The sequence below is a fragment of the Pseudomonas sp. P7759 genome, from assembly GCF_013386445.1.
GTDB lineage: Bacteria > Pseudomonadota > Gammaproteobacteria > Pseudomonadales > Pseudomonadaceae > Aquipseudomonas > Aquipseudomonas azotoformans_A.
This window is the reverse complement of the sequence record NZ_JACART010000003.1, coordinates 343,579-358,275: the sequence shown is the minus strand read 5'-3', so window position 1 is coordinate 358,275 and position 14,697 is coordinate 343,579. Positions and strand designations below refer to the sequence as shown.

12 protein-coding genes, 3 tRNA genes and 1 riboswitch are annotated in these 14,697 nt (G+C 59.8%); of the genes, 2 read left to right on the top strand and 13 right to left on the bottom strand.

Going from position 1 to position 14,697, the window contains the following annotated elements; genetic code table 11:
- Nucleotides 1-284: 284 nt before the first annotated feature.
- Nucleotides 285-611 (top strand): Arc family DNA-binding protein, encoded by a 327-nt coding sequence (locus tag HX823_RS02425; protein WP_003193592.1) that lies wholly within the window; start codon nucleotides 285-287, stop codon nucleotides 609-611.
- 102 nt (nucleotides 612-713) lie between these two features.
- Here HX823_RS02425 and mgtE read toward each other — a convergent pair whose 3' ends face one another.
- The 8 genes from mgtE to ltaE form a co-directional block, all read right to left on the bottom strand.
- Entirely contained in the window at nucleotides 714-2,156 is a 1,443-nt protein-coding gene (mgtE, locus tag HX823_RS02420; RefSeq protein ID WP_033901295.1) for a magnesium transporter, read from the bottom strand.
- Nucleotides 2,157-2,496: 340 nt separating this feature from the next.
- Nucleotides 2,497-2,573: transfer RNA gene (locus HX823_RS02415), tRNA-Arg, on the bottom strand.
- A 72-nt stretch (nucleotides 2,574-2,645) separates the two neighbouring features.
- Nucleotides 2,646-2,722, bottom strand: a tRNA-Arg gene (locus HX823_RS02410).
- A 108-nt stretch (nucleotides 2,723-2,830) separates the two neighbouring features.
- Nucleotides 2,831-2,921: transfer RNA gene (locus tag HX823_RS02405), tRNA-Ser, on the bottom strand.
- Between the two features lie 62 nt (nucleotides 2,922-2,983).
- The gene (gene csrA, locus HX823_RS02400) at nucleotides 2,984-3,172 is read right to left on the bottom strand and encodes a carbon storage regulator CsrA (protein WP_003175645.1); all 189 of its coding nucleotides are present in this window, start codon (nucleotides 3,170-3,172) and stop codon (nucleotides 2,984-2,986) included.
- 174 nt (nucleotides 3,173-3,346) lie between these two features.
- Nucleotides 3,347-4,588, bottom strand: coding sequence for an aspartate kinase (locus tag HX823_RS02395; protein ID WP_010208327.1), 1,242 nt, complete (start codon nucleotides 4,586-4,588; stop codon nucleotides 3,347-3,349).
- 95 nt (nucleotides 4,589-4,683) lie between these two features.
- On the bottom strand, nucleotides 4,684-7,302 hold the full coding sequence (gene alaS, locus HX823_RS02390; RefSeq protein WP_177074040.1) for an alanine--tRNA ligase: 2,619 nt from the start codon (nucleotides 7,300-7,302) through the stop codon (nucleotides 4,684-4,686).
- A 146-nt stretch (nucleotides 7,303-7,448) separates the two neighbouring features.
- Nucleotides 7,449-8,453: a low-specificity L-threonine aldolase gene (gene ltaE / locus HX823_RS02385; protein ID WP_177074039.1), complete on the bottom strand. Its 1,005-nt coding sequence runs from the start codon at nucleotides 8,451-8,453 to the stop codon at nucleotides 7,449-7,451.
- 191 nt (nucleotides 8,454-8,644) lie between these two features.
- A riboswitch (FMN riboswitch) is annotated at nucleotides 8,645-8,814 on the top strand.
- 88 nt (nucleotides 8,815-8,902) lie between these two features.
- On the opposite strand from ltaE, the gene HX823_RS02380 reads away from it, so the two are divergent.
- On the top strand, nucleotides 8,903-9,412 hold the full coding sequence (locus HX823_RS02380; protein ID WP_177074038.1) for a 6,7-dimethyl-8-ribityllumazine synthase: 510 nt from the start codon (nucleotides 8,903-8,905) through the stop codon (nucleotides 9,410-9,412).
- A 42-nt stretch (nucleotides 9,413-9,454) separates the two neighbouring features.
- On the opposite strand, the gene astE is transcribed toward HX823_RS02380, so the two are convergent.
- From astE to astA, 5 genes are read right to left on the bottom strand one after another with little or no spacing between them, the layout of a single operon-like run.
- On the bottom strand, nucleotides 9,455-10,459 hold the full coding sequence (gene astE / locus HX823_RS02375; RefSeq protein WP_038844132.1) for a succinylglutamate desuccinylase: 1,005 nt from the start codon (nucleotides 10,457-10,459) through the stop codon (nucleotides 9,455-9,457).
- Nucleotides 10,460-10,470: 11 nt separating this feature from the next.
- Entirely contained in the window at nucleotides 10,471-10,758 is a 288-nt protein-coding gene (locus tag HX823_RS02370) for a hypothetical protein (RefSeq protein WP_003175651.1), read from the bottom strand.
- A gap of 39 nt (nucleotides 10,759-10,797) precedes the next feature.
- On the bottom strand, nucleotides 10,798-12,144 hold the full coding sequence (astB, locus tag HX823_RS02365) for an N-succinylarginine dihydrolase (protein ID WP_038844135.1): 1,347 nt from the start codon (nucleotides 12,142-12,144) through the stop codon (nucleotides 10,798-10,800).
- A gap of 45 nt (nucleotides 12,145-12,189) precedes the next feature.
- The gene (astD, locus tag HX823_RS02360; RefSeq protein ID WP_177074178.1) at nucleotides 12,190-13,659 is read right to left on the bottom strand and encodes a succinylglutamate-semialdehyde dehydrogenase; all 1,470 of its coding nucleotides are present in this window, start codon (nucleotides 13,657-13,659) and stop codon (nucleotides 12,190-12,192) included.
- Entirely contained in the window at nucleotides 13,656-14,681 is a 1,026-nt protein-coding gene (gene astA / locus HX823_RS02355) for an arginine N-succinyltransferase (protein ID WP_033901301.1), read from the bottom strand. The genes astD and astA overlap by 4 nt, the downstream gene beginning before the upstream one ends.
- Between the last annotated feature and the right edge of the window lie 16 nt (nucleotides 14,682-14,697).

Sequence of the window (14,697 nt, the reverse complement as noted above, 5' to 3'; positions counted from 1 at the left end):
AGCGGCCTGAAACCCTGTGGTGGCCTGGACTTGCAGGAAGTTCCCTCGCGGATTCACGCGTGGAAAAGTTTTCCAACCAGTCCGCAAAAACGCAAATGAGTGCTGGCATAAAGCCTTTAGGCAGTTCAATATTTGTCACAGAATTGACGCCAAGGAAATGTCAAATCTGAGGCATGATGCGGCCTCTTTGCAATTCGGGTTGAACTTTGGTCGTGAGCCTTGTCTTAACACTCATCTTGCGGCCAATTCCAGAAACCGCTCCCCTGAACTAACCGGTTAAATATATGCGCCCATTGAAACAGGCAATTTATTCCAGCCGTACGGCTGACAAGTTCGTCGTACGTCTGCCAGACGGAATGCGGGAACGCATTGCCGAGGTGGCTCGCAATCATCACCGCAGCATGAACTCCGAAATCATCGCGCGCCTGGAACAAAGCCTCATTCAGGAAGGTGCGTTGGGCGAAGAGTTGAGCATGCGCCTGGACAGCCCCGAGCTGTCGCTGCACGAACGCGAACTGCTGCAGCGTTTTCGTCAGCTCTCCCACCGCCAGCAAAATGCTCTCGTCTCGCTTATCGCGCACGACGTTGAGGCGGCCGCAGAAGCCAATTGATCTGCACCTGAAAGCCGAAGCCAGCCATGTGCTGGCTTTTTTTTGCGTGGGATTCGGAAAGAAGATTTGAGGCGGGGGCAGATTTGCCCCCGCGGGGTGGAATCAGAGCAGGAAGATCGTTGCCAGGCCCAGGAAGATGAAGAAGCCACCACTGTCGGTCATGGCCGTGATCATCACGCTGGCACCCATTGCCGGGTCGCGCCCAAGGCGGGCCAGGGTCATGGGGATCAACACCCCCATGAGCGCCGCCAGCAGCAGGTTGAGGGTCATGGCGGCGGTCATCACCACACCGAGCGACCAGCTGCCATACAGCAAGTAGGCCACCACACCGATCACCCCACCCCAGACCAGGCCGTTGATCAGGCCAACCGCCAACTCTTTGCGCAGCAAGCGCGACGAGTTCGCTGTACTGACCTGGTCCAGCGCCATGGCGCGCACAATCATGGTAATCGTCTGGTTACCCGAGTTGCCGCCGATCCCGGCCACAATCGGCATCAGCGCAGCGAGCGCCACCAGCTTCTCGATCGAACCTTCGAACAAGCCAATAACCCGCGACGCGATAAAAGCGGTGATCAGGTTAACGGCCAGCCATGCCCAACGGTTATGCAGCGAGCGCCAGACCGAGGCAAAGATGTCTTCCTCTTCACGCAGACCCGCCATGTTGAGGACTTCGGTCTCACTCTCTTCACGAATCAGGTCGACCATTTCATCGATGGTCAAACGGCCGATCAGCTTGCCGTTCTTGTCGACCACCGGCGCCGAGATCAAGTCATAACGCTCAAACGCCTGGGCAGCCTCGTAGGCGTCTTCATCCGGGTGAAAACTTACCGGATCACTGGCCATGACGTCGGCTACTTTCTTCTCAGGGTCGTTGACCAGCAGACGCTTGATCGGCAACACGCCCTTGAGAATGCCTTCGTAATCGACCACAAACAGCTTGTCGGTATGGCCCGGCAACTCTTTGAGACGACGCAGGTAACGCAAGACCACTTCCAAACTGACGTCTTCGCGGATGGTGACCATCTCGAAGTCCATCAGCGCGCCGACCTGATCCTCGTCGTAGGACAGCGCGGAGCGCACACGCTCACGCTGCTGGCCGTCGAGAGCCTCCATCAGCTCATGGACAACATCACGGGGCAGCTCGGGGGCCAGGTCGGCCAGTTCGTCGGCGTCCATTTCCTTGGCCGCAGCCAAGAGCTCGTGATCGTCCATGTCGGCGATCAGGGTTTCACGGACCGAGTCGGATACTTCGAGCAGGATGTCGCCGTCGCGGTCAGCCTTGACCAACTGCCAGAGGGTCAGTCGATCATCCAGTGGCAACGCTTCGAGAATGTAGGCGACGTCGGCGGAGTGCAGGTCGTCGAGCTTGCGTTGCAACTCGACGAGGTTTTGCCGGTGAACCAGGTTTTCGACCAGGTTGTTGTTCGGGCCGTCCTGGCGATGCGTAAGGTCTTCGACCACGCGTTGGCGCTGCAGCAGCTCGATGACTTGAGCCAGGCGATCCTGCAGGCTTTCTTGTGTTTTCTTTACTTCTACTTCGGTCATAGGCGAACTCCACTCCCAGCAGCGGGGCACGCCGGAAGGATCAATCAGTCAATTCATGATTGGTAAAGCGGGGTACTGAGCAACTACTGGGTAAGTCCATGGAGGTATTCCACAAGCCCCGGCGGGGCTGACGGGCGCAATGATACACCGCCCGGCCACTTTAAACGTCAAAAAACTGGAAAGAACAAGCGCTTGCGAGCCAAAGCTGAGCATTGGCTGTATCTATGAACTGCGACGACGCAGTGGAGGAGGAGAACACATGAAGGCGAGAGAAAAAGAAAAAATCCTACACAAACCCCAGACGGCAAAAAGCCCGCACTAGGCGGGCTTTTTGTTTGTATGGTGCACTCGACAGGATTCGAACCTGTGACCGCTCGGTTCGTAGCCGAGTACTCTATCCAGCTGAGCTACGAGTGCAGATTGTGTTTTTAGACCAGATCACAACTGGTTGTAACCGAATCACCTGCATGACTGCAACTGACTCTTAAATGGTGCACTCGACAGGATTCGAACCTGTGACCGCTCGGTTCGTAGCCGAGTACTCTATCCAGCTGAGCTACGAGTGCATTTGTTGCCGCGCATTATAGGCCGTTCAATCTCTATGTAAAGCTATTTTTTCGTTAATTTTCAACAACTTAGCGAAAAAACCAGATTGCAACGTACTAAGCAAATAATGGCGGAGAACGGGGGATTCGAACCCCCGACACCCTTTTGAGGTGTACTCCCTTAGCAGGGGAGCGCCTTCGGCCACTCGGCCAGCTCTCCGCAACACGGGGCGTATATTAACCACGTTCATCCCCGTTTGCAAACATAAAAAACGATAAAAATTAAAGGCTTGGTTCTTCGTCCTTCTCTTTCTTGATCCGCAGGTAGATTTCCTCGCGGTGTACCGCTACCTCTTTCGGAGCGTTAACCCCGATACGCACTTGATTGCCTTTGACGCCGAGCACGGTCACGGTGATTTCGCCATCACCGATAATCAGGCTTTCTGCGCAACGACGAGTCAGAATCAGCATACCTTTCTCCTCACGCATTTCAGTTCAGGAACAACAGTCTGCAAAAAAAGGCCTTCGACCTACAACCCAAAGGCCATAGCCCTACCCGCCTAAGTATTGTCGAGCGCACGCAAAAGAACATGCGCCCTACAAAAAAAGGAAAGGCGCGGTAAACCGCGCCTTCCTGGCACTTCGTCACTCGCCCTGTCGGGCCGGAGCGTCCAGCTCAAAAGCGGTATGCAGCGCGCGTACAGCCAGTTCCAGGTACTTCTCTTCGATCACCACCGAGACCTTGATTTCCGACGTGGAGATCATCTGGATGTTGATGCTTTCCTTGGCCAGGGCCTCGAACATGCGGCTGGCAACGCCCGCGTGAGAGCGCATGCCCACACCCACGATCGACACCTTGGCGATCTTGGTATCGCCGACCACTTCACGGGCGCCGATTTCCTTCGCAGTGTTCTGCAGGATCCGCTCCGCCGCATCGTACTCGTTGCGGTGCACGGTGAAGGTGAAATCGGTGGTGTTATCGTGCGAAACGTTCTGCACGATCATGTCGACTTCAATGTTCGCGCCGCTGATCGGGCCCAGGATCTTGAAGGCCACGCCCGGGGTGTCTGGCACGCCACGGATAGTCAGCTTGGCTTCATCACGGTTGAAAGCGATACCGGAAATGATCGGCTGTTCCATGGATTCCTCTTCATCAATAGTAATGAGGGTGCCCGGACCCTCTTTGAAGCTGTGCAATACGCGCAGCGGAACGTTGTACTTGCCGGCGAATTCCACCGCACGGATCTGCAACACCTTGGAACCGAGGCTGGCCATTTCCAGCATCTCTTCAAAGGTGATCTTGTCCAGGCGCTGGGCCACGGACACCACACGCGGGTCAGTGGTGTAGACGCCGTCCACATCGGTATAGATCTGGCATTCATCGGCCTTGAGCGCCGCTGCCAGCGCCACGCCGGTGGTGTCCGAACCGCCACGCCCGAGGGTGGTGATGTTGCCCTGCTCGTCCACGCCCTGGAAGCCCGCTACAACTACCACGCGACCGGCTTTCAGATCCGTACGGATTTTCTGATCGTCGATCTGCAGGATGCGCGCCTTGGTGTGCGCGCTGTCGGTCAGGATACGCACCTGGCTGCCAGTGTAGGACACCGCCGGCACACCGCGCTTGTTCAGCGCCATGGCCAGCAAGGCGATGGTCACCTGCTCGCCGGTAGACACGATCACATCCAGCTCACGCGGGAGCGGCTGTTGATCACCACTGATTGCCTTGGCCAGATCGATCAGGCGATTGGTCTCGCCGCTCATGGCCGACAGCACCACCACCAGGTCGTCGCCGGCATCGCGGAATTTCTTAACCTTGTCGGCCACCTGCTCGATTCTTTCGACAGAACCGACCGAGGTGCCTCCAAATTTCTGTACGATCAAAGCCATTTCTAAGCCGCCTCAGCCCGTAAAGGGGCGCCTAATATCCAATTAACCAGCACCGAACAGGCCCGTGACTAGACCACGGGCCGGTTAACAGTGCCTTAAATACCTGCCTCGACAAACGGCACGGTCAGGGCCAGGGCTGCGTCCAGGCTGGCGGCGTCTACACCACCGCCTTGCGCCATGTCCGGACGACCACCGCCCTTCCCGCCCACTGTCGCGGCGGCTTGCTTCATCAAATCACCGGCCTTGAGTTGGCCAGTCAGGTCCTTGGTTACACCGGCAACCAGAACGACCTTATCCTCATGGACACCGCCGAGCAGGATCACTGCGCGGCCGAGCTTGTTCTTCAACTGATCGACCAAGGCCAACAGCGCCTTGCCGTCCTGACCGTCCAGGCGTGCGGCCAAAACCTTCACATCCTTGACGTCCACCGCCGAAGCCGACAGATCGTCGCCCGCCGCGCTGGCTGCCTTGGCTTGCAACTGCTCCAGCTGCTTCTCCAGGGCGCGGTTGCGCTCCAGCACAGCGGACAGTTTGTCGATCAGGTTGTCGCGGCTGCCCTTGACCAGGCTGGCCGCTTCCTTGAGTTGTTCTTCTGCCGCATTCAGGTAGGCCAGGGCCGCAGCGCCGGTGACCGCCTCGATACGACGCACACCGGACGCCACGCCACCTTCGCTGATGATTTTCAGCAGGGCGATGTCACCGGTACGGTTGGCGTGGATACCGCCACACAGTTCTACCGAGAAGTCGCCGCCCATGCTCAGTACGCGCACGCTGTCGCCGTACTTCTCGCCGAACAGCGCCATGGCGCCCTTGGCTTTTGCAGTCTCGATATCGGTTTCTTCGGTTTCTACTGCAGTGTTCTTGCGAATCTCGGCGTTGACGATGTCTTCCAGGGCCTTGATCTGCTCCGGCTTGATCGCTTCAAAGTGGCTGAAGTCGAAGCGCAGGCGCTGGCTGTCGACCAACGAACCCTTTTGTTGCACGTGATCGCCCAGTACCTGACGCAGCGCAGCGTGCAGCAAGTGCGTGGCCGAGTGGTTCAGCGCGGTGGCGTGGCGCACGTCGGCGTCGACCTGGGTGTCGACCGGCGCACCGACCGTCAGGTTGCCCAGCACCATCACACCGTGATGCAGGAACGCACCGCCAGTCTTGGTGGTGTCGCGCACGTCAAAACGACCGGACGTCGAACTCAGGAAACCACAGTCGCCCACCTGGCCACCGGATTCGGCGTAGAACGGCGTCTGGTCCAGGACCACCACCGCTTCTTCGCCTTCGTTCAATACATCGACCGACTTGCCGTCTTTATAGATGGCAACGATCTTGGCCGAGCCCACGGTAGCGTTGTAGCCGGTGAACTCAGTTGGCACATCAACCTTGACCAAGGTGTTGTAGTCCAGGCCGAACGAACTGGCGGAACGTGCACGCACGCGCTGGGCTTCCATCTCGCGCTCAAAGCCGGCTTCGTCGATAGTCAGCTCGCGCTCACGGGCGATGTCGGCAGTCAGGTCCATCGGGAATCCGTAGGTGTCGTACAGCTTGAACACCACGTCGCCCGGCACCACGGTGCCCTTGAGACCAGCCAGATCCTGCTCGAGAATTTTCAGGCCGTGGTCCAGGGTCTTGGAGAACTGCTCCTCCTCCGCCTTGAGCACGCGCTCGATATTGCCTTGCTGCTGCTTGAGTTCCGGGAAGGCTTCGCCCATCTCGGCAACCAGTGCCGCAACGATCTTGTAGAAGAAGCTGCCGGTGGCGCCCAGCTTGTTACCGTGGCGGCAGGCGCGACGGATGATGCGGCGCAGCACGTAGCCACGGCCCTCGTTCGACGGCAGCACGCCATCGGCGATCAGGAAACCGCAGGAACGGATGTGGTCCGACACCACCTTGAGCGAAGACTGGCTTTCGTTGGCGCAGCCAATGGCTGCCGCCGAGGCGCTCAGCAGATTGGTGAACAGGTCGATTTCATAGTTGGAGTGCACGTGCTGCATCACCGCACTGATCCGCTCCAAGCCCATGCCGGTGTCCACCGACGGCGCTGGCAACGGATGCAACACGCCATCGGCGGTACGGTTGAACTGCATGAACACGTTGTTCCAGATCTCGATGTAACGGTCGCCGTCTTCTTCCGGCGAGCCCGGCGGGCCACCCCAGATGTCGGCGCCGTGGTCGTAGAAGATCTCGGTGCAAGGGCCGCACGGGCCGGTATCGCCCATGGTCCAGAAGTTATCGGAAGCGTACGGCGCGCCTTTGTTGTCGCCGATACGGATCATGCGCTCTTCAGGCACGCCGATTTGTTGGGTCCAGATGTCATACGCTTCGTCGTCCGTCGCGTAGACGGTGACCCAGAGTTTTTCCTTCGGCAGCTTCAGCACGCCGGTCAGGAAGGTCCAGGCGAAGGTGATCGCATCTTTCTTGAAATAGTCGCCAAAGCTGAAGTTGCCCAGCATTTCGAAGAACGTGTGGTGACGCGCGGTGTAACCGACGTTTTCCAGGTCACTGTTCTTGCCGCCGGCGCGTACGCACTTCTGGCTGCTGGTAGCGCGGGTGTACGCGCGCTTTTCCTGGCCCAGGAAGCAGTCCTTGAACTGGTTCATCCCCGCGTTGGTGAACAGCAGGGTTGGGTCATTGCCTGGGATCAAGGAGCTGGAGGCTACACGGGTGTGGCCTTGCTCTTCGAAGAAGCGAAGGAAGGCTTCACGGATTTCTGCGCTTTTCATTAGGTTCTTCCACGGAGGCTGCGGCCAAAGGCCAGTGCGCAACATCATCAGACGGAGCGACGGCAAAGGGCCGCATTATATCGGCCCTTTGCCGGTGGTACAGCGTGTTTATACGATTGAAACGTTCAATTAGACGGCCTGCACTGTCATTTCCGCGAAAATTCGACGAATGTCTGCGCTACCTGCTCGATCTGCGCCCGGCTGACATCCAAATGCGTGACCATGCGCAGGCGCGGGGCGGCGCTCAACGTGATCCCGCGTTCGGCGGCAAACGCCTTCAAGGCCTGTGCCTGGTCACCGATCTGCACGTAGACCATATTGGTCTGCACCGGCTCCACCTCATAACCGGCTTGGCGCAACGCATCGCCCAGCCATTGGGCGTTGGCGTGGTCGTCGGCCAGGCGCTGAACCTGATGATCCAGGGCATACAACCCCGCTGCCGCCAACGAGCCGGCCTGGCGCATGCCGCCGCCGACCATCTTGCGCAGGCGCCGGGCCTTGGCGATCAACGCCGTGGAACCGCACAGCACCGAGCCAATCGGTGCGCCGAGGCCTTTGGACAGGCACACCGACACCGAATCGAAATGCTGGGCAATCTCGCGCGCATCCACGCCGAGCTTGACCGCTGCGTTGTAGAGCCGTGCGCCATCCAGATGCAGGGCCAGGTCATGCTCACGGGTGAACGCCCGTGCCTTTGCCAGGTAATCCAGTGGCAATACCTTGCCTTGCATGGTGTTTTCCAGCGCCAGCAAGCGGGTGCGGGCGAAGTGGAAGTCGTCGGGCTTGATCGCTGCCAGTACCTGGTCCAGGTCCAGTGAGCCATCGGCCTGCACGTCCAGGGGTTGCGGCTGGATCGAACCGAGCACCGCCGCGCCACCGCCTTCGTATTTGTAGGTATGGGCCTGCTGGCCGACGATGTATTCCTCGCCGCGCTCACAGTGGGCCATCAACGCCAGCAGGTTGCTCATGGTGCCGGTCGGGACGAACAACGCAGCGGCAAAGCCCAGGCGCTTGGCCAGCTCGGCTTCGAGGTGATTGACGCTGGGGTCTTCGCCATACACGTCATCGCCGCTGACGGCAGCAGCCATCGCGTCCCGCATGCCGGGGGTGGGTTGGGTCACGGTGTCGCTGCGCAGGTCGATCACAGACATGAAACAAGCCTCTGAAGGGTTGAGTAAGTTCCTTTCGAGTGTGATTACTGCGGGCAACGCCACGGAATATCAAGCCCCCCACGCATTCAATCGAATACCAACCAAACAAACCGATATAGGTTATCGATACGGCAATCGTGCAGTTTTCGAAAAACCATGTTAAAAACTCTCCGCCGCCAGGGTTCTGGTGGCAACGTTCTCAGGGCGGGGTGCAATTCCCCACCGGCGGTAATTACACGCAATGTGTATAGCCCGCGAGCGCTTGGCGCCTCCAACTGCTCACGCAGGACGGCGACAAGGTCAGCAGACCCGGTGTGATCCCGGGGCCGACGGTCATAGTCCGGATGAAGAGAGAACGGGATTGGCACCTAAGGGCCGCTCGTCTTGCGTACCCTTAAATCCCATTCGATTCATAACGCCCTGTTTTTTTCTTAAACAGGAGTCAGAACATGCAACCCACCGCAATCGACAGCAAAAGCAAAAACCACCACGTCGAGCGCGTCGCATTTATCCAGGCCTGCTGGCACAAGGATATTGTCGACCAATCGCGCAAAGGCTTCCTCGCGGAAATGATCGCCCAGGGCTACCAGGAATCGGACATCGATTTCTTCGAAGTCGGCGGCGCCTTTGAAATGCCCCTGCACGCCAAGCTGCTGGCCAAGACCGGCCGTTATGCCGGTATCGTTGCTGCCGCGCTGGTGGTGGACGGTGGCATCTACCGCCACGAGTTCGTCGCTCAATCGGTGGTCAGCGGCCTGATGCAGGTGCAGTTGGAAACTGAAGTGCCGGTGTTCTCCGTATCCCTGACCCCGCATCACTTCCACGCGGGCAGCGAACACCAGACCTTCTTCTACGAGCACTTCGTGCACAAAGGCCAGGAAGCTGCACGCACCTGCGCCGATACCCTGCACAAGGTGCGTGCGATTCGTCGCAGCGAGCCACGGGCTGTAGCCGTCTAAGAGACACAAAAAACCCGGTGTAAAAACCGGGTTTTTTCTTTTTCAGGCCAGGCCAGCGTCCGTCGTCGGCACAATCAATATCCCCGCTCGCAAACCATTCTTCACCTTCGGGTTGGGGAAAATGATGCGCGCACCCTCCTCCTCGATCACCCAGCGGGTCTTGGCCACGTCCTCAGCCAACAAATAGCCCTGCGCCAACGGCGAGAAGTTCTCCACATCCGCCGGCAGGTGCATCAGGAACGAATCGCTGTGCTTGATGATTTCACGGGACACGGCAAACAGTTGCAGACCATCCAGGCTCTCGGTTTCCGGCTCGTTGCCTTCAATGATCTGCTTAAGGCGGGTTTCCAGGCGGGACACGTCCACGCCCTCGTTCTGCCCGAACGGCCGCGCCTTGCCCAGTTCCAAGGTGAAAGCCTCAGCCTCCAATTGCTCGTAGGTAAACGCGGTGAAGGTGATCGAGGTCTTGTTCTGCAACAGCACCGCTTCCATGCCGGCAGCACGCAGGCGGGCCAGTTCATGGCGCGAATGCTGACGGCCGTCCTTCCACGGGTACAACGCGAACTGCTCGATCTTCGAACCGCGAATGGCCGTGTGCAGATCGTAATGCAGGCGTGAACGGCCAGGCTGGCAGAAGAAGCTACGAGCCAGTTGCTCAAGCTCGGCGGCACGCATGGCCTCGGGGCCGATGTTTTTTTCGTGACGGCCGTTGAACAGCCGGTTGACGTCAAGTTCCAGGTAACGTTCGCCGCGGCGCATGGCCTCGGGGTTGCCGAACAGGAACAGAATACGGGTACGGGGTTTGATTTCCCCACGGGCTATACCATGCAACAGGCGGTCGAGCAGTTCGATCGGCGCGGTTTCGTTGCCATGGATGCCGGACGACAGCAACAGGTCGCCGCCATTGTCCTTCGCTTCAGGTGGGCGCACTTCAAGCGCGCCTTCGCTGAGCCAGCGCATTTGCACGCCGTCGACAGTCAGTTGAATTTTTTGCGCCGGTTCACGACCGGCGAGGGTCAGTTCAAGCAGTTTGCCGAGGGCGAGCATACGCAGCTTCCTTAGTGGTTGCAGCCTGGGCCGTGGACGTGATCGTCGTCATCACCTTCAACGTCGGCCGGTTCCATTTCCAGTTGCAGGCTCATCAGGTTGGTGGCCAGTGGGCGCATCAGCAGGTTGGCGTACTCGGCGTCACCTTCTTCCACGTCCACGCCGATCAGCAGTTGGCCACGGCCGTCGTGCTGGATCCAGATCTCCTTGCCCTGCCAGACCACGGCGACGCGGGTGCAGGAAGTTTCCAGCTGGGTGCCGTCGGTGTCTTCAAGAATCAGTTTCAGGGTGTCGGTCATAAATAGCTCTCAGCCATAGGTCGTAAAAGAAGGCGGCGTTTAATTGATCTGGAAAGGATAAACAGCGCCCAGTTTAAGGATTTGCGTCAGTTCATCCAGTGCCGTCCGGCATTCAAGCAGCAATTGCGGGTCAGCCAAGTCGCTTTCGCGCAGGCTGTCGCGGTAGTGCTTGCCTACCCACTGAGTCAGTGTTTCGTACAGCGGCGCGGTCATGATAACGCCTGGATTCACCGCCGCCAGCTCCGTTTCGTTCAACGCCACACGTAAACGCAGGCACGCCGGGCCGCCGCCGTTCTGCATGCTTTGCTTGAGGTCGAACACCTTCACTTCGCGGATCAGGCCACCGGCAGCGGTCAGTCCTTGCAGGTACTGCCAGACGCGCTCATTGGCACGGCACTCTTCCGGCACGATCAGCAGCATCGAGCCGTCAGCGCGACTCAACAATTGGCTGTTGAACAGGTAGGAACGTACCGCGTCTTCGACACTGACCTGGGCGCGGGGCACGCAGACGGACTGGAAGTTGCCGCCCAACTTGCCCAATTTCCCTTGCAGTTCGGCGAGCATCTGCTCGGTATTGAGAAACGCGTCCTCGTGATAGAACAGTACTTCGCCGTTGCCGACCGCAATCACGTCGTTGTGGAACACGCCCGCATCGATCACTGCCGGGTTCTGCTGGGCGTAGACCACGCCGTCATCCTTCAAGCCGTGCAGGCGTGCGACCGCCTGAGAGGCTTCAAGGGTCTGGCGCGCCGGATATTTCTGCGGCGCCGGGTAACGGGGGTCGAACGCGCTGCGACCAAACACAAAAAATTCGACGCCCGCTTCGCCATAGTCACGGCAGAAGCGCGTGTGGTTGGCCGCGCCTTCATCACCGAACTGCGCCACCGCCGGCAACGCGGCGTGGTGGGCGAAGTGTTTATCATCGGCAAACATCGCGCCCAACACACGACTGGTGGTCGGGTGTTCGATGCTGCGGTGGTATTTGCAGTTGAGGTTGGCGGCGGTGAAATGCACGCGGCCGTCAAAGGTATCGGCGCTTGGGCTGACGGTGGCGGCGTTGGCCACCCACATGCTCGATGCGGAGCAACTCGCGACCAGCAACGGCATCGCATCCTTGGCCGCTTGCTGGATCACTTGCGCGTCGGTGCCGCTGAAACCCAGGCTGCGCAAGGCGGCCACATCAGGACGTTCTTGAGGTGCCAACACACCTTGCACAAAACCCATGTCCATCAGGGCTTTCATCTTCTGCAGGCCCTGCAACGCCGCTTCCTTGGGGTTGGAATGCTGCTGGCTGTTGCTCTGGGACGCGACGTTGCCGAAGGACAAACCGCCGTAGTTATGGGTCGGCCCCACTAGACCGTCAAAATTGACTTCATAGGATTTCATCGGCGAGGCTCCACGAACATCTGTTTTTATAGGCATCAATAGCAATCAGGACAATCGCACGCCGGGTGTCAGCGCGGCTGGCAACACCAGGCTCGGGGTCTCAAGCGAGGCCACCGGGTACGCGCAATAATCCGCCGCGTAATAGGCACTGGCGCGATGGTTGCCCGACGCCCCTACCCCACCGAACGGCGCGGTACTGGCGGCGCCGGTCAGTTGTTTGTTCCAGTTGACGATGCCCGCGCGGCTTTCCAGCCAGAACTGCTGGTAGCGCGCTTCGGAGTCCGACAACAAGCCGGCAGCCAAGCCGTACTGGGTGTTGTTGGCCTCGGCAATCGCCGCTTCGAAATCAGCGTAGCGGATCACCTGCAACAGCGGGCCGAACAGTTCTTCGTCTTCGCGCTCGCTCACGCCAGTCACGTCGATGATGCCAGGGGTCAGCAAGGCTGCCTGATCCTGGGGCTGAGTCATTTCCAGCAGCGCCACGGCGCCATTGGCGAGCATCAGTTCCTGGGCGTCCATCAAGGCTTTGGCCGCCGCGAGGGAGATCACCGAGCCCATGAACGGCGAGGGTTGCTGATCAAAAGCGCCCACCTCGATCGTCGCGCTGACCGCCACCAGGCGCGCCAGCAACGCATCGCCCCACGCGCCTTCCGGCACCAGCAGGCGTCGGGCACAGGTGCAACGCTGGCCGGCCGAGATAAACGCCGACTGGATAATGGTGTACACCGCCGCATCCACATCCGCGACTTCGTCCACCACCAACGGGTTATTGCCGCCCATTTCCAGCGCGAGGATCTTGTCCGGGCGCCCGGAGAACTGCTGGTGCAAGTGATTGCCGGTGCGACTGGAGCCCGTGAAGAACAACCCGTCGATACCAGGGTTGGCCGCCAGCGCAATACCGGTTTCCCGCGCGCCTTGCAGCAGGTTCAACACACCCGCCGGCAGGCCGGCTTCGATCCAGCATTGCACGGTCAGCTCGGCGACTTTAGGGGTCAGCTCGCTCGGCTTGAACAGCACGGTGTTGCCCGCCAGCAGCGCCGGGACAATATGGCCGTTGGGCAAATGGCCAGGGAAGTTGTACGGGCCAAACACCGCCACCACGCCGTGAGGTTTGTGGCGCAGCACGGCGGTGGCGTCGCCCAGCGGGCCGCTCTTCTCGCCGGTACGCTCGCGGTAGCTTTGCACTGAGATCGCGATCTTGTTGGCCATGCTGGTGACTTCAGTGGCCGATTCCCACAGCGGCTTGCCGGTTTCCTCACCGATGCAACGGGCGATTTCGTCGGCACGGTTTTTCAGGGTGGCGGCGAAGGTCTCCAGAATAGCGATGCGCTCTTCCAGCGGGCGCTTGGCCCAGGCCGGAAATGCCTGTCGCGCGGCCTGCACGGCGGACTCAACCTGCTCGGCCGTGGCGCCATTGCCGGCCCACAGCACCTGCTGGGTCACCGGGTTGCGCGATTCAAACAGCTCACCCTGGCCTGCCAGCCAGCTACCTGCGATATACAGCGAATTCATTATTTCGACTCCCGAGCAGCAGACAACGGAACAGCACGCACTTGATCACCCACCACCAGTTGCAGGCGCTTGGCAGTCTGTGGATCGACCACCAGCGTACCTGCCGCCAGGCGAGCCGGTGCGGCGGTAATGCGGCACTCTTCGCGCTTGCGGTTATGGATCAGGAACGGCGTGGCGTCGTCCCCCGGCGTACCGATGGCCAGTACCAGTGACTGGCTGTCGCGTACGGCGCGGATCTTGGTGGTTTCACATTCCACCGCAGGTCCCGCGTCGAAGATGTCGACATAGCCCTGGTAGCTGAAGCCTTCGCTCTTGAGCATGCTCAGCGCCGGCTCGGTGTCCGGGTGGACCTTGCCGATCACGTTGCGTGCGTCTTCGGACAGGAAGCAGCTGTACAGCGGAAACTTCGGCATCAGCTCGGCGATAAACGCCTTGTTGCCCACGCCGGTGAGGTAATCGGCCTGGCTGAATTCCATCTTGAAGAAATGCCGGCCCAGGCTTTCCCAGAACGGCGAACGCCCCGCTTCGTTGGAGACGCCGCGCATCTCGGCAATGATCTTGTTGCCGAACAGTTGCGGGAACTCCGCGATAAACAACATGCGCGCCTTGGCCAGCATGCGGCCGTTGAGGCCGGTGCGGTAATCGGCGTGCAGGAACAACGAGCACAGCTCGGAGTTGCCGGTGAGGTCGTTGGCCAGGAACAGCGTCGGGATCTCGCGGTAGATGTTCAGCTCCTGGGAGGCGCTGACTGTCAGGCCGACCCGGAAGTTGTACCAAGGCTCACGCAGGCCAACGGCGCCAGCAATGGCAGAAATCCCCACCACGCGGCCTTCGTCGTTTTCCAGCACGAACAGGTAGTCGGCATCGCCGCGCCCGGCGTCGCCGCGAAAGGTTTTCTCGGCCCAGCCCACGCGGTGGGTCAGGCGCTCTTCGTTGGCCGGCAAAGTGGTGAGGCCGGTGCCGGTGCTGCGCGCCAGATCAATCAGGGCCGGTAAATCGCTGCTGCGTACGGGACGAACGATCATGCTATCTCCTCGAACG